Origin of the sequence: Streptomyces zaehneri (assembly GCF_032248645.1) — a bacterium.
Taxonomy (GTDB): Bacteria; Actinomycetota; Actinomycetes; order Streptomycetales; family Streptomycetaceae; genus Streptomyces; species Streptomyces coriariae.
This window is the reverse complement of sequence record NZ_JASTTJ010000012.1, coordinates 162,910-184,433: the sequence shown is the minus strand read 5'-3', so window position 1 is coordinate 184,433 and position 21,524 is coordinate 162,910. Positions and strand designations below refer to the sequence as shown.

Here is a 21,524-nt window from a genome sequence, read left to right as displayed (position 1 = left end):
CGCTCGGCCGTTGAGGTACAGCACCAGGTCGCTGCCCGACCCCACGGCCGGCTGAGCCGATGCGTGCCGATCGCCTCTACGCGTACGGCGCCGCCACCGGCCTTCTGGGCGACCTGCTGTTCGGAGATCCCCGCCGAGGGCATCCCGTCGCCGCGTTCGGGCGGGCCGCCGGCGCCGTCGAACGGCTGCTGTGGCGGGACCACCGGGGACGCGGTGCCCTGCACGCCGTCGTGTGCGCCGGCGGGGCCGTGGCCCTGGGAGCCGTCGCTCAGCGGGCCGTACGCCCCTCCCCCGCCGCCACCGTCGCTCTCGTCTCCGCCGCCACCTGGGCCGTGGTCGGGGGCAGTTCGCTGGTCCGGGAGGCGCGGGCCATCGGCCGGGCGCTCGAGGCGGGGGACGTCGAGGCCGCCCGGGAGCGGCTGCCGCGTCTGTGCGGGCGGGATCCGCAGGCGCTGGACGCCGACGGGATCGCCCGCGCGGTCGTGGAGTCCGTCGCCGAGAACACCTCCGACGCCGTCGTGGGGGCGCTGGTGTGGGGGGCCGTGGGCGGGGTGCCGGGCCTGGTCGGGTTCCGGGCCGTCAACACCCTGGACGCCATGGTCGGTCACCGGTCGCCGAGGTATCTGCGCTACGGCTGGGCCGCCGCCCGTCTCGACGACGTCGCCGGATGGCCGGGAGCCCGGCTGACCGCCGTGCTCGCCGCCCTCGCGGGGGACGATCCGCGGGGCGCCGTGCGGGCCTGGCGGGCCGACGCCCGACGGCATCCGAGCCCCAACGCCGGTCCGGTGGAAGCGTCCTTCGCGGGCGCCCTCGGGGTGCGGCTGGGCGGGACCCTGTCGTACGCCGGGCGGGTCGAGCACCGGCCCGTGCTGAACGGCGCGGCCGGGCGGCCCGTCGTCGCCCGGGACATCGAACGTGCCGCGCGGCTCTCCCGCCGCGTCGGCCTCCTCGCGCTCGGCGTCACCGTCGCCGCGCGCGCCGTCGCCACGAGCATCGTCGCGGGCGAGGGGCGCAACCGGATCAACCAGCTGAAGGGGCGTACGACATGAGCGGGGGTCTCCTCGTCGCCGGCACCACCTCCGACGCCGGCAAGAGCGTCGTCACGGCCGGGATCTGCCGGTGGCTGGTGCGGCAGGGGGTGAAGGTCGCACCGTTCAAGGCGCAGAACATGTCCCTCAACTCGTTCGTGACGAGGGAGGGCGCCGAGATCGGGCGGGCCCAGGCCATGCAGGCCCAGGCCTGCCGGGTGGAGCCGACCGCGCTGATGAACCCCGTGCTGCTCAAGCCGGGCGGCGAGCAGAGCAGTCAGGTCGTGCTCCTCGGCAAGCCGGTGGGCGAGATGACCGCCCGTGGGTATCACGGAGGGCGGCAGCAGAAACTCCTCGGAACCGTCCTCGACTGCCTCGCCGAGTTGCGGGGCACGTATGACGCGGTGATCTGTGAGGGGGCGGGCAGTCCGGCCGAGATCAATCTGCGGCGGACCGACATCGTGAACATGGGGATCGCGCGGGGCGCGCGGCTGCCCGTGCTCGTCGTCGGCGACATCGACCGCGGGGGCGTCTTCGCCTCCTTCTTCGGCACCGTCGCCCTGCTCTCGCCCGAGGACCAGGAACTGGTCGCCGGGTTCCTGGTCAACAAGTTCCGGGGGGACGTCTCCCTGCTGGAGCCGGGCCTGGACATGCTGCACGGGCTCACCGGGCGGCGGACGTACGGCGTGCTGCCGTTCCGGCACGGGCTCGGCATCGACGAGGAGGACGGGATGGGGGTCCCCCCGCTCGAGCGAAGCCGAGAGTGGGGGAGGGTCTCGCTGCGCGGGACCGTGCGGGAGTCCGACACCGCCCCGCCCGTCGGCGAGGACGTGCTGCGCGTCGCCGTCTGCGCCGTCCCGCTCATGTCCAACTTCACGGACGTGGACGCGCTGGCCGCCGAACCCGGCGTCGTCGTGCGGTTCGTGGACCGGCCCGAGGAACTGGCCGACGCCGACCTGGTGGTGATTCCGGGGACCCGGGGAACCGTGCGCGCCCTGGAGTGGCTCCGGGAGCGGGGGCTGGCCGAGGCGATCCTGCGCAGGGCCGCCGAGCAGCGGCCCGTCCTCGGCATCTGCGGTGGCTTCCAGCTCCTCGGCGAGCACATCGAGGACGAGGTCGAGAGCCGGCTCGGACAGGTGGCGGGCCTCGGAGTCCTCCCGGTCCGGGTGCGGTTCGCCCGCGAGAAGACCCTGACCCGGCCGGTGGGGGAAGCCCTCGGCGAGCGGGTCGAGGGGTACGAGATCCATCACGGGGTCGCCGACGTCCAGGGGGGCGAGGCGTTCCTCACCGACGACCGAGGACACGGCCTGGACGGCTGCCGGGTCGGACAGACCTGGGGCACGCACTGGCACGGCTCGCTGGAGTCGGACGGATTCCGGCGGGCCTTCCTGCGCGAGGTGGCGGCCGCCGCGGGCCGCCGCTTCGTGCCCGCCGCCGACACCTCGTTCGCCGGGCTGCGCGAGGAGCAGCTCGACCGCCTCGGCGACCTGATCGAACAGCACGCGGACACCGACGCGCTCTGGCGGCTCATCGAGTCGGGCGCGCCGCAAGGACTGCCTTTCATTCCACCGGGAGCGCCCGCATGAGCACAGTGTTGTTGTTGTCGACCGCCGACACGGATCTGCTGGCGGCCCGGGCCGCTTCCGGCGCCTCGTACCGGATCGGCAACCCGACCCGGGTGGATGTCGCCGGGGAACTCCCCGCGCTCCTCGACGGCGCCGACCTCGCGGTCGTGCGGCTGCTCGGCGGCAAGCGGGCCTGGGAGGACGGGCTCGCCGCGCTCAAGGCGTCCGGCGTGCCGACCGTGCTGCTGGGCGGCGAGACCGTGCCCGACGCGGAGCTGATGGCCGAGTCGTCGGTGCCCGCCGGTGTGGTGGCGGAGGCGCTGCGGTATCTCGTCGAGGGCGGCCCGGCCAACCTGACCGAGCTGGCCCGGTTCCTCTCCGACACCGTGCTGCTGACCGGTGAGGGTTTCGTCGAGCCGCAGAAGATGCCCGAGTACGGCGTCCATGGCGAGCGTGCCTTCGTCGAGGGCCGGCCGACCATCGGGGTGCTCTTCTACCGGGCGCACGAACTGAGCGGCAACACCGCCTTCGTGGACACGCTGTGCGACGCCGTCGAGGCACACGGCGCCAACGCCCTTCCCGTGTACTGCGGTTCGCTGCGCGGGGCGGACCCGGGGCTCTACGAGATCCTCGGGCGGACCGACACCCTCGTCGCCACGGTCCTCGCCGCCGGCGGCGCGCACGCCTCGCAGGCCTCGGCGGGCGGGGACGAGGAGGCCTGGGACATCGGCGCGCTCGCCGACCTCGACGTCCCCGTGCTGCAGGGGCTGTGCCTCACCTCGTCGAAGAGCGCCTGGGAGGAGTCCGACGCCGCGCTCTCCCCCATGGACGCGGCGATGCAGGTCGCCATCCCGGAGTTCGACGGACGGATCATCACGGTCCCCTTCTCCTTCAAGGAGCAGGGCCCGGACGACGTGCCGGTGTACACCGCCGACCCCGAGCGGGCCGCACGCGTCGCCGGGATCGCCGTACGGCACGCCCGGCTGAGGCACAAGCCGAACGGCGAGAAGAAGCTGGCGCTCGTCTTCACCGCCTACCCGACCAAGCACTCGCGGGTCGGCAACGCGGTCGGCCTCGACACCCCCGCCTCGGCCATCCGGGTCCTGGACGCGCTGCGGGACGCCGGGTACGGGGTCCAGGGGCATCCGGACAACGGCGACGAGCTGATCCACCGGCTCATCAACGCCGGTGGCCACGACGTCGAATGGCTCACCGAGGAGCAGCTGGCCGCCGCGCCCGCCCGGGTCCCGCTGGCCGACTACCGGGCCTGGTTCGACAAACTCGACCCGCGCCTGCGCGACGGCATGCTGGAGGCGTGGGGCGAGCCGCCGGGTTCGCTGTACGTCGACGGGGACGACGTCGTACTGGCCTCCCTGCAGTTCGGGAACGTCGTCGTGATGATCCAGCCGCCGCGCGGCTTCGGCGAGAACCCGATCGCGATCTACCACGACCCCGACATGCCGCCGTCGCACCACTACATGGCGGCCTACCGGTGGCTGGAGAACAGTTTCGGCGCCGACGCCGTCGTGCACATGGGCAAGCACGGCACGATGGAGTGGCTGCCGGGCAAGGGCCTCGGGCTGAGCGGGGGCTGTGCACCGGACGCCGTCCTCGGTGATCTGCCGCTCGTCTACCCGTTCATCGTCAACGACCCCGGCGAGGGCACCCAGGCCAAGCGGCGCGGGCACGCCACCGTCGTGGACCATCTCGTGCCGCCGATGGCACGCGCCGACACCTACGGCGACCTGGCCAAGCTGGAGCAGCTCCTCGACGAGTACGCGCTCGTCTCCGACCTGGATCCGACGAAGGCACCGGCCGTGCGCGCGCAGATCTGGACGCTGGTGAAGGCGGCCGAGCTGCACCACGACCTGCACGTCGACGACCAGCCGGACGACGACGCGTTCGACGAGTTCGTCATGCACATCGACGGCTATCTGTGCGAGATCAAGGACGTGCAGATCAGGGACGGGCTGCACATCCTCGGCGGCGGTCCGGTCGGCGAGGCGCGGGTGAACCTCGTGCTGGCCGTGCTGCGCGCCTCTCAGGTGTGGGGCGGTCAGGCGAACGCGCTGCCGGGACTGCGGGCCGCGCTGGCCGCCCATTTCGGGCTGGCCGAGAAGGAGCTGCTCGCCGAGCCGGGCGCGCCGGTGAAGGTGCCGGTCGAGCTGACGGATCTCGTCGAGGGCCCCTCCCGTACCGGAGCCGACGCCGTCGACCTGCTGGAGCAGCTGTGCCGGCGGATCGCGGAGGGCGCGGAGGAGCACGGGTGGGCCGTCGCCGGGAGCCGGGCGCTGGTCCGTGAGGTGCTGGGCACCGAACTCCCGGACGCCGTCGCGGTGCTGGAGTTCGCGTGCACGGAGGTCGTACCGCGGCTGGAGCGGACCACCGACGAGATCGGGCACATCCTCAAGGCGCTGGACGGCGGTTACGTCCCGGCCGGTCCGTCGGGCTCGCCGACGCGCGGACTGGTCAACGTCCTGCCGACCGGCCGGAACTTCTACTCGGTCGACCCCAAGGCCATTCCCTCCAGGCTGAGCTGGGAGGTCGGGCAGTCCCTCGCGGACTCCCTCGTGCAGCGGTACCTCCAGGACACGGGCGACTACCCCAAGTCCGTCGGCCTGACGGTCTGGGGCACCTCCGCGATGCGCACCCAGGGCGACGACATCGCCGAGATCCTGGCGCTGCTCGGCTGCCGTCCGGTGTGGGACGACGCCTCGCGCCGGGTGACGGGCTTCGAGATCGTGCCCCTGGACGAGCTGAACCGGCCGCGCATCGACGTCACGGTCCGTATCTCCGGGTTCTTCCGGGACGCGTTCCCGCACGTGGTGGGGCTGATCGACGACGCGGTGCGGGCGGTGGCCGAGCTGGCCGAGCCCGCCGAGTCCAACTTCGTGCGCGCCCACGTGGACGAGGACGCCGCCGAGCACGGCGACCGGCGGCGCGCGACGGCCCGTATCTTCGGCTCCAAGCCGGGGGCCTACGGTGCCGGTCTGCTGCCGCTGATCGACGCCCGCAACTGGCGCTCGGACGCCGACCTCGCCGAGGTGTACGCCGTCTGGGGCGGCTACGCCTACGGGCGCGGGCTCGACGGGCGGGCGGCGCGCGGGGACATGGAGACGGCGTTCAAGCGGATCGCCGTCGCGGCCAAGAACGTGGACACGCGCGAGCACGACCTCGTCGACGCCGACGACTACTTCCAGTACCACGGCGGCATGGTCGCCATGGTGCGGCACCTGACGGGCGCCAACCCCGAGGCGTACGTGGGCGATTCAGCGACACCGGACCAGGTCAGGACGCGCACGCTCGGCGAGGAGACGCACCGCGTGTTCCGGGCCCGGGTGGTCAACCCGCGCTGGATGGCGGCCATGCGCCGGCACGGCTACAAGGGCGCCTTCGAGATGGCGGCGACCGTCGACTACCTCTTCGGGTACGACGCCACCGCCGGAGTCGTCGACGACTGGATGTACGAGAAACTCAGCGCCGAGTACGTCTTCGACGCGGAGAACCGGGACTTCATGAAGAAGTCCAACCCGTGGGCCCTGCGGGGCATCACCGAGCGGCTCCTGGAAGCCGCCGACCGCGGACTGTGGGCCGAGCCGGACGCCGACACGATCGAGCGGCTGCGCGCCACCTATCTGGAGCTGGAAGGCGACCTGGAGGGCGACGAGAAGTGAGTACTCCTTTCCCGTTCACGGCCGTCGTAGGCCAGGACGACCTGCGGCTCGCGCTGCTGCTGAACGCCGTCTCGCCGAAGGTGGGCGGGGTGCTGGTCCGTGGGGAGAAGGGCACCGCCAAGTCCACGGCCGTCCGCGCCCTCGCGGCGCTCATGCCCGCCCTGGACGTGGTGGTCGGCTGCCGGTTCTCCTGCGACCCCGACTCCCCCGACCCCGCGTGCCCGGACGGACCGCACGAGCCGGGGGCCTTCGAGACCCGGCCGGCCCGGATGGTCGAACTGCCCGTCGGCGCCTCCGAGGACCGGCTGGTCGGCGCCCTCGACATCGAGCGGGCGCTCGCCGAGGGCGTCAAGGCCTTCGAGCCCGGACTCCTCGCGGACGCGCACCGCGGGATCCTGTACGTCGACGAGGTCAACCTCCTGCACGACCACCTGGTCGACCTGCTGCTCGACGCGGCCGCCATGGGCGCCTCGTACGTGGAGCGCGAGGGTGTCTCCGTGCGCCACGCCGCGCGGTTCCTGCTCGTCGGGACCATGAACCCCGAGGAGGGCGAGCTGCGGCCGCAGTTGCTCGACCGGTTCGGGCTGACGGTGGAGGTGGCCGCCTCGCGCGAGCCCGACCAGCGGGTGGAGGTCGTCCGGCGCAGGCTCGCCCACGACGACGATCCGGCCGCCTTCGCCGAGCGGTGGGCGGACGAGGAGAGCGCCCTGCGCGGGCGGATCGTGGCGGCGCGCAAGCTGTTGCCCTCGGTGCGGCTGGGCGACGGGGCGCTGCGGCAGATCGCGGCGACCTGCGCCGCCTTCGAGGTGGACGGCATGCGGGCCGACATCGTGATGGCGCGGACGGCCACCGCGCTGGCCGCCTGGGCCGGGCGCGGGGACGTGCTCGCGGAGGACGTACGGCAGGCGGCGCTGCTGGCGCTGCCGCACCGCCGGCGCCGCAACCCCTTCGACGCCCCGGGGCTCGACGAGGACAAGCTGGACGAGACGCTGGAGGAGTTCGCCGGCCCGGACGACGAGGACCCCGACCCCGACCCGGACGGGCCCGGCGGCGGGGACGGCGGGGAGCCGCCGCGGTCCGACGGTGACGGGCCGCAGGGCGACGACGACACCGCCGCCCGTCCCGAGACGGACGACAGCACGGCGGGCACGGAGAGCGGCGAGGGCGGGGAGCCGCGGCCCGCCGGTTCCGGTGCCGGGGAGCAGTCCGCCGTACGGGCCGCCGAGCCGTTCCGTACGAAGGTGCTGAGCGTGCCCGGGATCGGTGAGGGCGCGGCCGGACGGCGCTCACGCGCGCGGACCGAGCACGGGCGCACGACGGGTGCGCGGCGGCCCCGCGGGACGCTGACCAAGCTGCACCTGGCCGCCACGGTGATGGCCGCCGCCCCGCACCAGCGGCAGCGGGGGCGGTCCGGGCGCGGGCTCGTCGTCCGCCGGGACGATCTGCGGCAGGCGACCCGGGAGGGGCGTGAGGGCAACCTCGTGCTGTTCGTCGTGGACGCGTCCGGGTCGATGGCGGCCCGGCAGCGGATGAGCGCGGTGAAGGGCGCCGTGCTGTCGCTGCTGCTCGACGCCTATCAGCGGCGCGACAAGGTGGGGCTCGTCAGCTTCCGGGGGACGGCCGCGGACCTCGCGCTGCCGCCCACCTCGTCGGTGGACGCCGCCGCCGTACGGCTGGAGTCGCTGCCCACCGGCGGGCGGACGCCGCTCGCCGCCGGGCTGCTCAGGGCGCACGACGTACTGCGGGTCGAGCGGCTGCGGGATCCGGCGCGGCGGGCGCTGGTCGTCGTGGTGACGGACGGACGGGCCACCGGCGGCCCTGAGCCGGTCGCCCTCGCCGGGCGGGCGGCACGGTTGTTCGCCGCCGAGTCGATCGCGTCGGTGGTCGTCGACTGCGAGTCGGGGCCCGTGCGGCTGGGGCTCGCGGGGCAGCTCGCGAACGAGCTGGGGGGCAGCGCCGTGACGCTGGACGAGCTGCGGGCCGACTCCATCGCCGGGCTGGTCAGGGACGTGCAGGGGACTTCGAGGAGGGCCGCGTAATGCCTCAGGGACAGCCGAGTGTGGTGCCGGACGACGGGCTGACCACACGTCAGCGACGCAACCGGCCGCTGGTCGTCGTGCACACGGGCGTCGGCAAGGGCAAGTCCACCGCCGCCTTCGGACTCGCGCTGCGGGCCTGGAACCAGGGGTGGCCCATCGGGGTGTTCCAGTTCGTCAAGTCGGCGAAGTGGAAGGTCGGCGAGGAGAACGCGCTGCGCGTGCTGGGCGCCTCCGGCGAGGGCGGGAGCGTCGACTGGCACAAGATGGGCGAGGGGTGGTCCTGGGTCCAGCGGGACTCCCAGACGGACAACGAGGAGAAGGCCCGCGAGGGCTGGGAACAGGTCAAGCGGGATCTCGCCGCCGAGACGTACAAGCTGTACGTGCTCGACGAGTTCGCGTACCCGATGCACTGGGGCTGGGTCGACACGGACGAGGTCGTCTCCGTGCTGCGGGACCGGCCCGGTACCCAGCACGTCGTGATCACCGGGCGGAACGCGCCGGACAAGCTCGTCGACGTCGCCGACCTGGTCACCGACATGTCCAAGGTCAAGCATCCGATGGACGCGGGCCAGAAGGGGCAGCGGGGTATCGAGTGGTGACGCCGTGCTGACCTCCCCGTCCTCCGTGCCCCGGCTGGTCGTCGCCGCGCCCTCCTCGGGCTCCGGCAAGACCACCGTCGCCACCGGGCTGATGGCCGCGCTCACCGCGCGGGGGCTCGCCGTGTCCCCGCACAAGGTCGGGCCGGACTACATCGACCCCGGGTACCACTCGCTCGCGACCGGCCGGGTGGGGCGCAACCTCGACGCGTACCTGTGCGGTCCCGAGCTGATCGGGCCGCTGTTCGCGCACGGCGCGCGCGGGTGCGACATCGCCGTGGTCGAAGGGGTCATGGGGATGTTCGACGGGGCCGCCGGGGAGGGTGAGCTGGCGTCCACCGCCCAGGTGGCGAAGCTGCTGCGGGCGCCGGTCGTGCTCGTGGTCGACGCCTCCTCGCAGTCGCGGTCCGTGGCCGCGCTCGTGCACGGGTTCGCCTCCTGGGATCCGGAGGTGCGGATCGGGGGCGTCATCTTGAACAAGGTCGCGTCCGACCGGCACGAGGAGTTGTTGCGGGAGGCGCTCGAGTCGGCCGGGGTGCCGGTGCTGGGTGTGCTGCGGCGGGTGGCTCAGGTGGACACGCCGTCCCGGCATCTGGGGCTGGTGCCGGTCGCCGAGCGGCGGGCTTCGGCGGTGGAGGCGGTTGCGGCGATGGCCGCGCAGGTTTCCAAGGGCTGCGATCTCGAGGCTCTGCTCGCGCTGGCGCGTGGTGCGGGCGTCTTGTCGGGTGCGGCCTGGGACGCGGCCGAGGCGCTGGCTTCCTCGCCCCCGCCGCCCCTGCCCTTCCCGTCCCCGGGGGCTGCCGCTCCCGGACCCCCGCTCTCGGCCCTGACCGGGCCTCGTCCTCCGACTCCCCCGGAGGGGGGACCCCCGGACGGGCTGAAGAGGAAAGTGCGGGTCGCCGTCGCGGGTGGGGCCGCGTTCACCTTCTCCTACGCCGAGCATGCCGAGTTGCTCGCCGCCGCCGGGGCCGAGGTCGTCGTCTTCGATCCGCTGCGGGACGAGGCGCTTCCGGAAGGGACCCGTGGGCTGGTCGTCGGGGGTGGGTTTCCCGAGGTGTACGCCGCCGAGCTGTCCGGGAACGAGGCGCTGCGCAAGGAGGTCGGCGAGCTCGTGGCGGCCGGTGCCCCGGTCGCCGCCGAGTGTGCCGGGCTGCTGTACCTGTGCCGGGAGCTGGACGGGCAGCCCATGTGCGGGGTGCTCGACGCCACCGCGCGGATGAGCGAGCGGCTCACGCTCGGGTACCGGGACGCCGTGGCCGTGAGCGACAGTGTGCTGGCCGTGGCCGGGACGCGGATGCGCGGACACGAGTTCCATCGGACCGTCGTCGAGCCCGGCTCGGGGGCGGCACCCGCCTGGGGAGTGCTGGCCCCGCGTCGGGTCGAAGGTTTCGTGGAGCGCGGTGTGCACGCGAGCTATCTGCACACGCACTGGGCGTCCGAGCCCGGTGTGGCCCGTCGGTTCGTGGAGAGGTGCCGGACGTCATGAGCAGCAGGCTGGTCGGAGTCGGGGTGGGTCCCGGGGATCCGGAGCTGGTGACCGTCAAGGGCGTCAACGCGCTGCGGGCCGCCGAGATCGTCGTCGTGCCCGTGATGGACAGCGGGGAGCGCGGACGGGCCGAGGCCACCGTGCTGCACTACGCGCCGGCGGAGAAGATCGTCCGGGTCGTCTTCGCGCTCAACGAGCGGACCGACCGGGCGCGGCGGGAGGCCGCCTGGGACGCCGCGGGGGAGCGGGTCGCCGAGCTGCTGCGGCAGCACGGCAGCGTCGCCTTCGCGACCATCGGCGATCCCAACGTGTACTCCACCTTCACCTATCTCGCACAGACCATCGTGGAGTCGGTGCCGGGCGTGGTGATCGAGACCGTCCCCGGGATCACCGCCATGCAGGATCTCGCGGCGCGGTCGGGCGCCGTGCTGACCGAGGGCACCGAGCCGTTGACGCTGGTGCCGGTGACCGCGGGTTCGGCCGTGCTGAAGGACGCGCTCGCCAGGCCGGGGACCGTCGTGGCCTACAAGTTCGGACGGCAGGCCGCCGAGGTCGCCGAGGCACTGCGGGAGACCGGGCGGCTCGGGGACGCCGTGTGGGGCTCGGCGCTCGGTCTGGCGGAGGAGTCCATCCGGCCCGCCGGGGAGCTGGACGGCGAGCCGCTGCCGTATCTCTCCACGCTCATCGCGCCCGCGCGGCGCGAGGGCGGCCGGGGCGGCAAGCTGTGAGTCCGTCCGCCGCCGGGTCACGAGGCCAGGCCCACCACCAGCCAGATGAAGGCCGCGCCCGCGACCGTGCACAGCACGGTCGAGCGGGCGGGGTGTTCGTGGTGCGCCTCGGGGAGGATCTCGGCGGCCGCCAGATAGAGGAGCGCGCCGCCGAAGAAGCCCAGATAGGCGCCGAGCAGCTGCTCGGGGATGGTGACGAAGGACGTCGAGGCCGCGCCGACGACCGGTGCGGCCGCGTCCGCGAACAGCATGGCCAGGGCCTTGCGGCGGTCGTTCCCGTACAGGCTCGTGATCGTGTAGGTGTTGAAGCCGTCCGCGAAGTCGTGGGCGATGACCGCCAGTGCGACGGCGATGCCCATGCCGCCGCCCACCTGGAAGGCCGCGCCGATCGCCACGCCGTCCATGGCGCTGTGGCCGACCATCGCCGCGGCCGCCGTCAGGCCGACCTCGGGGGCCCGGCCGTCGTGCTCCTCGGCGCCGTGCGCGGCCTGCCGTACCGCCAGCAGGCGTTCCACCAGATGGGCCAGCAGGAAGCCCGCCACGAAGAGCAGCAGCGCGGCCGGGACGCCGAAGACCTCGGTGCCGGCCGCCTCCAGTGCCTCCGGCAGCAGATCGAGGCCGACGACGCCCAGCATCAGGCCGCCGGCCAGGCCCAGCACCAGGTGGCGGCGGTCGGTCACGCGCTGTGCCGTCCAGCCGCCGGCCAGCGTCATGAGGAACGCGCCGAGCGCGACGAAGACCGCCATAGGCCCTTGCTATCCGATCAACCCCCGATCGCGCACATCCGCGCCGCCCGCCGGCCCCGCAAATCAGCGGTAACGCACACACAACGCCCGTGATGAGAGGACCCGAACCCATGGCCGATGCCCCCACCGGCAAGGTGACCTTCGTCGGTGCCGGCCCCGGCGCCGCCGACCTGCTGACGTTCCGCGCCGCGCGTGCCATCGCCGACGCCGACGTCGTGATCTGGGCCGCGAGCCTGGTCCAGGCGGAGGTTCTCGAGCACGCGCGCGAGGGCGCGGAGATCCTCGACTCGGCGACCATGTCCCTGGAGGACGTCGTCGCCGTGTACGAGCGGGCCCGCCGGGAGGGGCTGAAGGTCGCCCGCATCCACTCCGGCGACCCCGCCCTCTGGGGCGGTACGCAGGAGCAGCTCGACCGGTGCGAGGAGCTCGGCCTCGAGACCGAGATCGTGCCCGGGGTCTCCTCCTTCTCGGCCGTCGCCGCGCTCGCCCGGCGCGAGCTGACGATCCCCGAGGTCGCGCAGTCGGTCGTCCTCACCCGGCTCGGCGGCGGCAAGACGCCGATGCCGCCCGGCGAGGAGGTACGGGAGTTCGCCAAGCACGGCACGACCATGGCGATCTTCCTGTCGGCCGCGCGCAGCGGTCAGCTGGTGCGGGAACTGCTGGAGGGCGGCTACCCGACCGCCACCCCGGTGGTCATCGCCTACCAGGCGACCTGGCCGGAGGAGCTGGTCGTGAAGTGCACGATCGAGACGCTGGAGGAGACCGTCAAGGAGCACAAGCTCTGGAAGCACACCCTCTTCCTGGTCGGCCCCGCCCTCGACGCGCACGGCACCCGCTCGCACCTCTACCACCCCGGTCACTTCCACGGCTATCGCAAGGCCGACCCGGAGGCCCGCCGGGCGCTGCGGACACGGGGTGCCGGTACGTGAACCGACCGATCACCGGCCGGCCGGTCACCGTCGTCGGTACGGGCACGGGGACGGCGCCCGGCGAGGACGTCCTGGCCTGCGCCGAACTCGTCGTGGGCGGGCGGCGCCATCTGGACGCCGCGGAGCTGCCCGCGTCCGTCGAGCGGATCGTGCTCGGTCCGCTCGCCCCGGCCCTCGACGCCATGGAGGAGTACGTCGCGAAGGACCGGCGCGTGGTCGTGCTGGCCTCCGGCGACCCCGGCTTCTTCGGGATCGTGCGGGCGCTGGCCGAACGGTTCGGGGCGCACCGGCTGGACGTCCGGCCCGGTGTCTCCTCCGTGGCCACCGCCTTCGCGCGGCTCGGACTGACCTGGGACGACGCCGTCGTCGTGAGCGCGCACGGGCGCGATCCCCGCACGGCCGTCAACGTCTGCCGGGCGCACCCGAAGGTCGCCGTCCTGACCGGGCCGGGCGCCGGGCCCGCCGAGCTGGGCGCCGCGCTCGCGCGCAGCGCGCCCGGCCGGGTGCTCGTCGTGGCCTGCGCGCTCGGCGACCCGGCGGGCGAACGCGTGGAGCGCGTCTCCCCCGGCGAGGCCGCCGGACGCGACTGGGGTACGGCGGTGAGTGTCGTCCTGTGCCTGGACGAGGCGCGGACGCTCGGTCCGGTACGGACGCTGGCCGGGCCCGGGTTCCGGCCCGCCGGGTGGGCGCTGGACGAGGGCGACTTCGCCCACCGCGACTCGATGATCACCAAGTTCGAGGTGCGGGCGCTGGCCCTGGCCCGGCTCGGACCGCGCTCCGGCGATCTGGTCTGGGACGTGGGCTCCGGGTCGGGATCCGTGGCCGTGGAGTGCGCGCGGCTCGGCGCCGCCGTCAGCGCCGTCGAGAGGGCGGCGGACGGGGTCGCGCGGATCCGCGCCAACGCCGAGGCGCACGGCGTCGACGTGCACGTGGTGCACGGCGGCGCGCCCGACGCGCTGGCCGGACTCGACGATCCCGACGCCGTGTTCGTCGGCGGCGGCGGGCGCGAGCTGCCGGGCATCGTCGCCGCGTGCGCGCGGCGGGCCCGGCGGACCGTGGTCGTCGCGATGGCCGCGCTGGACCGGGTCCCGGCGGTGCGGGCCGCGCTCGGCGACGCCGGGTTCGGCTGCGACGGTGTGCTGCTGCACTCCTCACGGCTCGCGCCGCTGCCGGGTGACGTGACCCGGCTGGCCGCGACCAATCCCGTTTTCCTGCTGTGGGGTGTCAAGGACGCCGTCGGCGCGCACCCTGTTCACCGAGAAGGAGTAGCCCTGTGATCGGCCTCATTTCCGCCACCGCGGCGGGGGCGGCGGCGCGCGACCGGCTGGCCGCGGCCTGGCCGGACCGCACGCGCGTGTACGACGGCCCGGTCGGGGACGCCGTCCGGCGGGCGTTCGCCGAGTGCGAGCAGCTCGTGTGCTTCCTGGCGACCGGGGCGGTCGTCCGCCTGGTCGCGCCGCTGCTGTCCGACAAGACGTGCGACCCGGGTGTGGTGTGCGTCGACGAGGCCGGGCGGTTCGCCGTCCCGGTGATCGGCGGGCACGCCGGCGGAGCCAACGAACTCGCTCTGGCCGTGGGCGAGTTGCTGGGTGCGCAGCCGGTGGTGACCACGGCCACGGACGCCGTCGGCATCCCCGGTCTCGACACGCTCGGCCTTCCCGTGGAGGGCGACGTGGCCGGCGTGACGCGGGCCCTGCTGGACGGCGAGCCGGTCGCGCTGGCCGCCGAGGTGGCGTGGCCGCTGCCGCCGGTGCCGTTCGCGGAGCGGGGGTCGTACACCGTGCGGCTGACGGACCGCGCGGTCGAGCCCGGGTCCAAGGAGGTGCTGCTGCGTCCGCCGTCCCTCGTCGTCGGTGTCGGCGCGTCCGGGGGCGCCCCGGCCGACGAGGTGCTCGGCCTCGTCGAGGGCGTGCTGCGGGAGGCGGGGCTGTCCGTCCGCAGTCTCGCCGAGCTCGCCACCGTCGACGCCAAGCGGTACGAGCCGGGCATCGTCGAGGCCGCCCGGCGGCTCGGCGTGCCCGTGGTGACGTACCGCGCCGAGGAGCTGGCGGGCGTCGAGGTGCCGAACCCGTCCGACGCGCCGCTCGCCGCCGTCGGCACGCCGTCCGTGGCGGAGGCGGCGGCCCTGATCGGCGGGGGTGAACTCCTCGTCCCCAAGCGGAAGTCGGAGCGCGCGGACGGGCGGCCCGCGATGGCCACCTGTGCCGTCGTACGGCGCCCCGCGCGCGGGCGGCTCGCGGTGGTCGGGCTCGGGCCCGGCGCCCGGGACCTGCTCACGCCGCGGGCGAAGGCGGAGCTGGAGCGGGCCTCGGTGCTCGTCGGCCTCGACCAGTACGTCGACCAGATCCGCGACCTGCTGCGACCCGGCACCCGGATCCTGGAGTCGGGGCTCGGCGCCGAGGAGGAGCGGGCCCGGACGGCCGTCGAGGAGGCCCGGCGCGGGCGGAGCGTGGCGCTGATCGGCAGCGGGGACGCGGGCGTGTACGCGATGGCCTCCCCCGCGCTCGCCGAGGCGTCCGACGACATCGACGTGGTCGGGGTGCCGGGGGTGACCGCCGCGCTCGCGGCCGGCGCGATCCTCGGCGCGCCGCTGGGCCACGACCATGTGTCGATCAGCCTGTCCGATCTGCACACGCCGTGGGAGGTCATCGAGCGGCGGGTGCGGGCGGCGGCCGAGGCGGACATCGTGGTCACCTTCTACAACCCCCGTTCCCGGGGACGCGACTGGCAGCTCCCCAAGGCGCTCTCGATCCTCGCCGAGCACCGGGAGCCGACGACACCGGTGGGTGTCGTGCGCAACGCCTCGCGCCCGGACGGCACCGCGCGGCTGACGACGCTCACGGAACTCGACCCGGCCTGGGTCGACATGATGACGGTCGTGACCGTGGGCAACACGGCGACCCGGAACATCGCGGGGCGCATGGTGACGCCGCGCGGCTACCGATGGCAGGACAACTCCCCGGAAGGCTCGCGGGACGACTCCCTGGAGGGCGCCCTGTGAACCGTGTGGTCCATCCGATCGAGCAGGAGTCCTTCCGGCGGCTGCGTGCCCGCCTGGACACCTCGCACTTCGCGCCGCTGAGCCGGGCGGTGGTGGAGCGGGTCATCCACTCCGCCGCCGATCTGGAGTACGCGCACGATCTCGTGCTGGACGAGGCCGAGTTGGCGCAGGCGCACGCCGCGCTGCACGCCGGGGCGCCGGTCGTCGTCGACGTGGAGATGGTGGCCGCGGGGATCACCCGGCGGGAGACCGTCTGCCGTCTCAGGGACGCCACGGCCGGCCCCGGTCTCACCCGGTCCGCCCACGCGATCCGGCTGGCGTACGAGGAGGTCGGGCCCGGCGCCCTCTGGGTGATCGGCTGCGCGCCGACCGCCCTGGAGGAGCTGCTGACGCTGGGCGCCTCCCCCGCGCTGGTCATCGGCCTGCCCGTCGGCTTCGTCGGGGCGGCCGAGTCGAAGGCCGCGCTCCGCGAGAGCGGACTGCCCGCCGTGAGCAACGTGTCCGAGAAGGGCGGGTCGGCGGTCGCCGCCGCCGCGCTCAACGCCCTGCTGTACACCCCCCTTTCGCTCTCCGAGGAGAAACAGTGACCACCCAGCCGCCCGCCCTGCTCATCGCCGGCCATGGCACCCGGGACGAGGCCGGAGCCGAGGCGTTCCGTGACTTCGTACGGGAGTTGGGCCGCCGCCACCCCGAACTGCCCGTCGCGGGCGGTTTCATCGAGCTGTCCCCGCCGCCGCTGGGCGAGGCGGTGACGGAACTGGTGGAACGTGGCGTACGAAGGTTCGCCGCCGTACCGCTGATGCTGGTGTCCGCCGGGCACGCCAAGGGCGACATCCCCGCGGCGCTGTCCCGCGAGAAGGAGCGGCACCCGGGGATCTCCTACACGTACGGGCGTCCGCTGGGCCCGCACCCGGCGCTGCTGCAGGTGCTGGAGCGGCGGCTGGACGAGGCGCTGGGCACCGTGGGGCGCACCCCCGAGGACCTGGCCGACGTGACCGTGCTGCTGGTCGGGCGCGGTTCGACGGACCCGGACGCCAACGCCGAGGTGTACAAGGCGGCGCGGCTGCTGTGGGAGGGGCGCGGGTACGCGGGTGTGGAGACCGCGTTCGTGTCGCTGGCCGCACCGGACGTGCCGAGCGGGCTCGACCGCTGTGTGCGGCTGGGGGCGAAGCGGATCGTCGTGCTCCCCTACTTCCTGTTCACCGGGATCCTTCCCGAGCGGGTCCGGCACCAGACCGAGGGCTGGGCGGCCGCGCATCCGGAGGTCGAGGTGCGGTCGGCGGACGTCATCGGTCCCGAGCCGGAGCTGCTCGACCTGGTGATGGAGCGGTACGAGGAGGCCGTCAAGGGCGACCTGCGGATGAACTGCGACTCGTGCGTGTACCGGATCGCGCTGCCGGGCTTCGAGGACAAGGTGGGCACGCCGCAGCAGCCGCACTTCCACCCGGACGACGAGGGCCACCACCACGACGGCCACCACCATCACGGCCACGCGCACTCCCATGCGCACTGAGGGACCCGCCGAGGGACCCGCCGCGGGTCACCCCGGCGGCCACGACCTGCGCCACCACGGGGACGCCGAGGTGCGCGACGACGGCTCGGCGCTCGTCGACCTCGCGGTGAACGTCCGCGCGGACACCCCTCCGCGCTGGCTGCGGGAGCGGGTCGCCGCGTCCCTGGGCGGCCTGGCGGCCTACCCGGACGGCCGGGCCGCGCGGGCGGCGGTCGCGGCGCGGCACGGGCTGCCCGTCGAGCGGGTGCTGCTGACGGCGGGCGCGGCGGAGGCGTTCGTGCTGCTGGCACGGGCCCTGAAGGTGCGGCGGCCCGTCGTCGTGCACCCGCAGTTCACCGAGCCGGAGGCGGCGCTGCGGGACGCGGGGCACAGCGTGGACCGGGTGGTGCTGCGCGCCGAGGACGGCTTCCGGCTGGATCCGGCGGCCGTCCCGGAGACGGCGGACCTGGTGGTCATCGGCAATCCGACGAACCCCACGTCGGTGCTGCACCCGGCGGAGACGATCCGGCGGCTGGCCCGGCCCGGACGGACGCTGGTGGTCGACGAGGCGTTCATGGACGCGGTGCCGGGCGAGCGGGAGGCCCTCGCCGGACACACGGACGTGCCCGGCCTGGTGGTGCTGCGCAGCCTGACCAAGACCTGGGGGCTGGCCGGGCTGCGGATCGGCTATGTGCTCGCCGCGCCGGAGACCGTCGCCGACCTGGAGCGGGCCCAGCCGCTGTGGCCGGTGTCCACGCCGGCGCTGGTGGCGGCCGAGGCGTGCATGGGGGCGCAGGCACTGGCGGAGGCCGCCCACGCCGCCCACCGCGTCGCCGCGGACCGGGCGCATCTCGTGGCCGGTCTGGAGGAGTTCGCCGTCGAGGGGGTGCGGGTCGCAGGGCCTGCGGAGGGCCCGTTCGTCCTGGTGCGGCTGCCCGGGGCCGACGCCGTCCGCCGACGGCTGCGCACCCTGGGGTTCGCGGTCCGGCGCGGGGACACCTTCCCGGGGCTGGACGAGGAGTGGCTGCGGCTGGCGGTACGGAACCGGGCGACGGTGAACCGCTTCCTCCAGGCGCTGGACCAGGCGTTGGCCCTGACCCGGGGATGAGGGCGGGGTCCCTCGGACGAGCGGGGTCCCGGGAAAAGGCCGGAGCCCCGCGGATGAGGCCGGAGTCCCGGGAAGGACGCCGGGGTCCCGGGGATGATGCCCGAGCCCCGGGAAGGACGCCGGGGTCCCGGGGATGATGCCCGAGCCCCGGGGATGACGCCGGGGTCCCGGGGATGACGCCGGGGTCCCGGGGATGATGCCCGAGCCCCGGGGATGACGCCGGGGTCCCGGGAAAGAGGCCGGAGTCCCGGGAAGGACGCCGGGGTCCCGCGTGTTTTCCGTGCGTGTCTTCGAATCCGTCGGCACGCACGTTCTCCACAACCGTCCGCGGCACGGCGCTCTCAGCTCACCACCGTGCCGTTCAGTACCACCCGGCGCGGGGCCGCCAGCACCCGTACGTCTTCGCGCGGGTCGCTCTCGTAGACCACCAGGTCCGCCGGAGCGCCCTCCACCAGACCGGGGCGCCCGAGCCACTCGCGCGCGCCCCAGGTCGTCGCCGCGAGCGCCGCCAGCGGGGGGATGCCCGCCGTCACCAGCTCCGCGACCTCCGCGGCCACCAGACCGTGCGGCAGCGTGCCGCCGGCGTCCGTGCCGACGAAGACCGGGATGCCGGCGTCGTAGGCGGAGCGCACGGTGTCGTAACGGCGTTCGTGGAGCCGGCGCATATGGGCCGACCAGCGCGGGAACTTGGACTCGCCGCCGGCGGCCAGGCCCGGGAAGGTGGCGATGTTGACCAGGGTCGGCACGATCGCCACGCCTCGTGACGCGAACAGCGGGATCAGCTCGTCGGTCAGGCCCGTCGCGTGCTCGACGCAGTCGATGCCCGACTCGACGAGGTCGCGCAGGGAGTTCTCGGCGAAGCAGTGCGCCGTCACCCGCGCGCCCAGGCGGTGGGCCTCCGCGATGGCCGCCTCGGCCGCCTCCCGCGGCCAGCTGGGGGCCAGGTCGCCCACCTCGCGGTCGATCCAGTCGCCGACCAGCTTGACCCAGCCGTCACCGCGCCGGGCCTCCCGCGCGACGTACGCGACCAGGTCCTCGGGCTCGATCTCGTGCGCGTAGCCGCGGATGTAGCGGCGGGTGCGGGCGATGTGCCGGCCCGCCCGGATGATCTTCGGGAGGTCCTCGCGGTCGTCGACCCAGCGGGTGTCCGAGGGCGAGCCGGCGTCGCGGATCAGCAGGGCGCCCGCCTCGCGGTCGGTCAGCGCCTGCTTCTCGGCGACGTCCGTGTCGACGGGGCCGTGCGCGCCCAGACCCACATGGCAGTGGGCGTCGACCAGGCCGGGCAGCGCCCAGCCCTCGACCGTGCGCACGTCGCGGGCGCCGACGGGACGGTCGTAGGAGATCCGGCCGCCGACGACCCACAACCCGTCGCGGACGTCGTCGGATCCGGTCAGGATCCGGCCCTTCACGTGCAGCACCGCGCGATCGCTCATGCGGTGCACCCTAACTACTGCTCCGGCTCGCCCTTCCGGTCCCCCGCCCGGCCGTCCACCCGGCCGTCTCCCTGACCGTCCACCTGGCCGGAGGCGCCTTCCCCCGCGTCGGCCAACTCGGCCATCGCCGGGTCGAGGAGGCGGGAGAGGAAGTGCCGGGTGCGCTCGTGGCTGGGGTTCCCGATGACCTCGGCCGGGGTGCCGTCCTCCACGATCACCCCGCCGTCCATGAAGACGACCCGGTCGGCGACCTCGCGGGCGAAGGTCATCTCGTGGGTGACGACCATCATCGTCATGCCCTCGTCGGCCAGCATCCGCATGACCGCGAGGACGTCGCCGACCAGCTCCGGGTCGAGCGCCGACGTCGGCTCGTCGAACAGCATCACCTCGGGCCCCATGGCCAGCGCGCGGGCGATCGCGACGCGCTGCTGCTGGCCGCCGGAGAGGGAGGCGGGGTAGGCGTCCGCCTTCTCCGACAGCCCCACCCGCTCCAGGTTCTCGGCGGCCACCTTCGCCGCCGCCGCCTTGCCGCGCCGGAGCACCCGGCGCTGCGGGAGCGTGAGGTTCTCGGTCACCGTCAGGTGCGGGAAGAGGTTGAACTGCTGGAAGACCATCCCGATACGGCGGCGGACGGCGTCGATGTCGACGTCCGGGTCGGTGAGTTCGGTACCGCCCACGAAGACCTGGCCCTTGGTGGGCTCCTCCAGCAGGTTCACACAGCGCAGCAGCGTCGACTTGCCGGAACCGGACGGGCCGATCACACAGACGACCTCGCCCTGGCCGATCTCCAGGTCGATGCCGCGCAGCACCTCGTTGGCGCCGAACGACTTGTGCAGGTCGCGGACTTCGATCTCGGCTCGGCTCATCTCACGGCCTCCTGGGCCTTGGCCTCCATGCGCCGCACGACGAAGCCGAGCGGGATGGTCACCAGCAGGTAGCACAGGCCGGCGACCAGGATCGGCGTGGAGTTGGCGGTGGTGCTGGCCAGGTCACGGCCGTACTTGGACAGTTCACGCTCCTCCAGCGTCACCCCGAGGAGCAGCACCAGGGAGGAGTCCTTGAAGAGCATGATCAGCTCGTTGGTGAGCGGCGGGAGGATGATCCGGAACGCCTGCGGGATGATGACCGAGACCATCGCGCGGGCGGGCGAGAAGCCCAGCGACCGGGCCGCCTCAAGCTGTCCCTTGGGCACCGCCTGGATGCCCGCGCGGAACGTCTCCGCCATGTACGCGGCCCCGATCAGGCCGAGCCCGAGGGCCGCCTTGCCGTAGGTGCCGCCGACGATCTCCGTGCCGGGGAAGGCCAGCGGCACGGCCACGCCGATGAAGACGAAGATCAGCAGGGCGGGCAGACCGCGGAAGATCTCGATGTAGACACCGGCCAGCCAGCGGTACGGGCCCACGGAGGACAGCCGCATCAGGGCGATGACCAGCCCGAGCACCAGGCCGAGGACGAAGCCGGACACCGTGTACAGCACGGTGTTCTTCAACGCCAGCGTGATGACGTCGGGGAACATCTCCTTCGCGATGTCCCACTGGGCGAACTGGTTCTTCAGCCGGCCCCAGTCCGCCGTGACCGCGAAGACGATCACGGCGGCGACGAAGACGACGTACTGCGCGCCGCGCGAGAGGCTGCGCTTCTGCCGCCGGGTCAGGCCCTTCTTCTTCGGTTGGAGTCGTACGTCGCTGTCGGCCATGGG

The 21,524-nt window shown here is 74.0% G+C and carries 17 protein-coding genes; 13 read left to right on the top strand and 4 right to left on the bottom strand.

The window, feature by feature from the left end; translation table 11 throughout:
- The first annotated feature begins 59 nt into the window (after positions 1-59).
- The 7 genes from QQM72_RS21420 to cobI are packed head-to-tail and all read left to right on the top strand — an operon-like array spanning position 60 to position 11,116.
- Positions 60-1,049 (top strand): cobalamin biosynthesis protein, encoded by a 990-nt coding sequence (locus QQM72_RS21420; protein WP_314222475.1) that lies wholly within the window; start codon positions 60-62, stop codon positions 1,047-1,049.
- On the top strand, positions 1,046-2,614 hold the full coding sequence (locus QQM72_RS21415; RefSeq protein WP_314222474.1) for a cobyric acid synthase: 1,569 nt from the start codon (positions 1,046-1,048) through the stop codon (positions 2,612-2,614). Before QQM72_RS21420 ends, QQM72_RS21415 begins: the two co-directional genes overlap by 4 nt.
- Positions 2,611-6,267 (top strand): cobaltochelatase subunit CobN, encoded by a 3,657-nt coding sequence (gene cobN, locus QQM72_RS21410; RefSeq protein ID WP_314222473.1) that lies wholly within the window; start codon positions 2,611-2,613, stop codon positions 6,265-6,267. Before QQM72_RS21415 ends, cobN begins: the two co-directional genes overlap by 4 nt.
- Positions 6,264-8,306: a putative cobaltochelatase gene (locus tag QQM72_RS21405; protein WP_314222472.1), complete on the top strand. Its 2,043-nt coding sequence runs from the start codon at positions 6,264-6,266 to the stop codon at positions 8,304-8,306. Before cobN ends, QQM72_RS21405 begins: the two co-directional genes overlap by 4 nt.
- Positions 8,306-8,905 (top strand): cob(I)yrinic acid a,c-diamide adenosyltransferase, encoded by a 600-nt coding sequence (gene cobO / locus QQM72_RS21400; RefSeq protein ID WP_314222471.1) that lies wholly within the window; start codon positions 8,306-8,308, stop codon positions 8,903-8,905. The genes QQM72_RS21405 and cobO overlap by 1 nt, the downstream gene beginning before the upstream one ends.
- A 4-nt stretch (positions 8,906-8,909) precedes the next feature.
- On the top strand, positions 8,910-10,388 hold the full coding sequence (locus QQM72_RS21395; RefSeq protein WP_314222470.1) for a cobyrinate a,c-diamide synthase: 1,479 nt from the start codon (positions 8,910-8,912) through the stop codon (positions 10,386-10,388).
- Entirely contained in the window at positions 10,385-11,116 is a 732-nt protein-coding gene (gene cobI / locus QQM72_RS21390; RefSeq protein ID WP_314222469.1) for a precorrin-2 C(20)-methyltransferase, read from the top strand. Before QQM72_RS21395 ends, cobI begins: the two co-directional genes overlap by 4 nt.
- A gap of 17 nt (positions 11,117-11,133) precedes the next feature.
- On the opposite strand, the gene QQM72_RS21385 is transcribed toward cobI, so the two are convergent.
- A complete protein-coding gene (locus QQM72_RS21385; RefSeq protein ID WP_310436508.1) occupies positions 11,134-11,862 on the bottom strand; it encodes a ZIP family metal transporter in 729 nt (242 codons plus the stop codon).
- A gap of 110 nt (positions 11,863-11,972) precedes the next feature.
- On the opposite strand from QQM72_RS21385, the gene cobM reads away from it, so the two are divergent.
- The 6 genes from cobM to cobC are packed head-to-tail and all read left to right on the top strand — an operon-like array spanning position 11,973 to position 18,392.
- Positions 11,973-12,791 (top strand): precorrin-4 C(11)-methyltransferase, encoded by an 819-nt coding sequence (gene cobM / locus QQM72_RS21380; RefSeq protein WP_314222468.1) that lies wholly within the window; start codon positions 11,973-11,975, stop codon positions 12,789-12,791.
- Complete coding sequence (gene cbiE, locus QQM72_RS21375) at positions 12,788-14,068, top strand: precorrin-6y C5,15-methyltransferase (decarboxylating) subunit CbiE (RefSeq protein WP_314222467.1); 1,281 nt, start codon at positions 12,788-12,790, stop codon at positions 14,066-14,068. Before cobM ends, cbiE begins: the two co-directional genes overlap by 4 nt.
- Complete coding sequence (gene cobJ, locus QQM72_RS21370; protein WP_314222466.1) at positions 14,065-15,792, top strand: precorrin-3B C(17)-methyltransferase; 1,728 nt, start codon at positions 14,065-14,067, stop codon at positions 15,790-15,792. Before cbiE ends, cobJ begins: the two co-directional genes overlap by 4 nt.
- Positions 15,789-16,379 carry a precorrin-8X methylmutase gene (locus QQM72_RS21365; protein ID WP_314222465.1) on the top strand — a complete coding sequence of 197 codons (591 nt, stop codon included), beginning with the start codon at positions 15,789-15,791 and terminating at the stop codon, positions 16,377-16,379. Before cobJ ends, QQM72_RS21365 begins: the two co-directional genes overlap by 4 nt.
- On the top strand, positions 16,376-17,305 hold the full coding sequence (locus QQM72_RS21360) for a sirohydrochlorin chelatase (RefSeq protein WP_314222464.1): 930 nt from the start codon (positions 16,376-16,378) through the stop codon (positions 17,303-17,305). Before QQM72_RS21365 ends, QQM72_RS21360 begins: the two co-directional genes overlap by 4 nt.
- A complete protein-coding gene (gene cobC / locus QQM72_RS21355; RefSeq protein WP_314222463.1) occupies positions 17,295-18,392 on the top strand; it encodes an Rv2231c family pyridoxal phosphate-dependent protein CobC in 1,098 nt (365 codons plus the stop codon). The genes QQM72_RS21360 and cobC overlap by 11 nt, the downstream gene beginning before the upstream one ends.
- Positions 18,393-18,733: 341 nt before the next feature.
- Here the strand turns inward: cobC and QQM72_RS21350 are convergent, their stop codons facing one another.
- From QQM72_RS21350 to QQM72_RS21340, 3 genes are read right to left on the bottom strand one after another with little or no spacing between them, the layout of a single operon-like run.
- Positions 18,734-19,825, bottom strand: coding sequence for an amidohydrolase family protein (locus QQM72_RS21350; protein ID WP_314222462.1), 1,092 nt, complete (start codon positions 19,823-19,825; stop codon positions 18,734-18,736).
- Between the two features lie 14 nt (positions 19,826-19,839).
- Positions 19,840-20,691: an amino acid ABC transporter ATP-binding protein gene (locus QQM72_RS21345; RefSeq protein WP_314222461.1), complete on the bottom strand. Its 852-nt coding sequence runs from the start codon at positions 20,689-20,691 to the stop codon at positions 19,840-19,842.
- Positions 20,688-21,521: an amino acid ABC transporter permease gene (locus QQM72_RS21340; protein WP_314222460.1), complete on the bottom strand. Its 834-nt coding sequence runs from the start codon at positions 21,519-21,521 to the stop codon at positions 20,688-20,690. The genes QQM72_RS21345 and QQM72_RS21340 overlap by 4 nt, the downstream gene beginning before the upstream one ends.
- Positions 21,522-21,524: the final 3 nt, after the last annotated feature.

Coding starts and splice junctions, on each gene's coding strand:
- cobN (WP_314222473.1), top strand. CDS start 2,611: ATGAGCACAGTGTTGTTGTTGTCGACCGCCGACACGGATCTGCTGGCG.
- QQM72_RS21345 (WP_314222461.1), bottom strand. CDS start 20,691: ATGAGCCGAGCCGAGATCGAAGTCCGCGACCTGCACAAGTCGTTCGGC.
- QQM72_RS21385 (WP_310436508.1), bottom strand. CDS start 11,862: ATGGCGGTCTTCGTCGCGCTCGGCGCGTTCCTCATGACGCTGGCCGGC.
- cobM (WP_314222468.1), top strand. CDS start 11,973: ATGGCCGATGCCCCCACCGGCAAGGTGACCTTCGTCGGTGCCGGCCCC.
- cobO (WP_314222471.1), top strand. CDS start 8,306: ATGCCTCAGGGACAGCCGAGTGTGGTGCCGGACGACGGGCTGACCACA.
- QQM72_RS21340 (WP_314222460.1), bottom strand. CDS start 21,521: ATGGCCGACAGCGACGTACGACTCCAACCGAAGAAGAAGGGCCTGACC.
- QQM72_RS21415 (WP_314222474.1), top strand. CDS start 1,046: ATGAGCGGGGGTCTCCTCGTCGCCGGCACCACCTCCGACGCCGGCAAG.
- QQM72_RS21420 (WP_314222475.1), top strand. CDS start 60: ATGCGTGCCGATCGCCTCTACGCGTACGGCGCCGCCACCGGCCTTCTG.
- QQM72_RS21350 (WP_314222462.1), bottom strand. CDS start 19,825: ATGAGCGATCGCGCGGTGCTGCACGTGAAGGGCCGGATCCTGACCGGA.
- cobI (WP_314222469.1), top strand. CDS start 10,385: ATGAGCAGCAGGCTGGTCGGAGTCGGGGTGGGTCCCGGGGATCCGGAG.
- cobC (WP_314222463.1), top strand. CDS start 17,295: ATGCGCACTGAGGGACCCGCCGAGGGACCCGCCGCGGGTCACCCCGGC.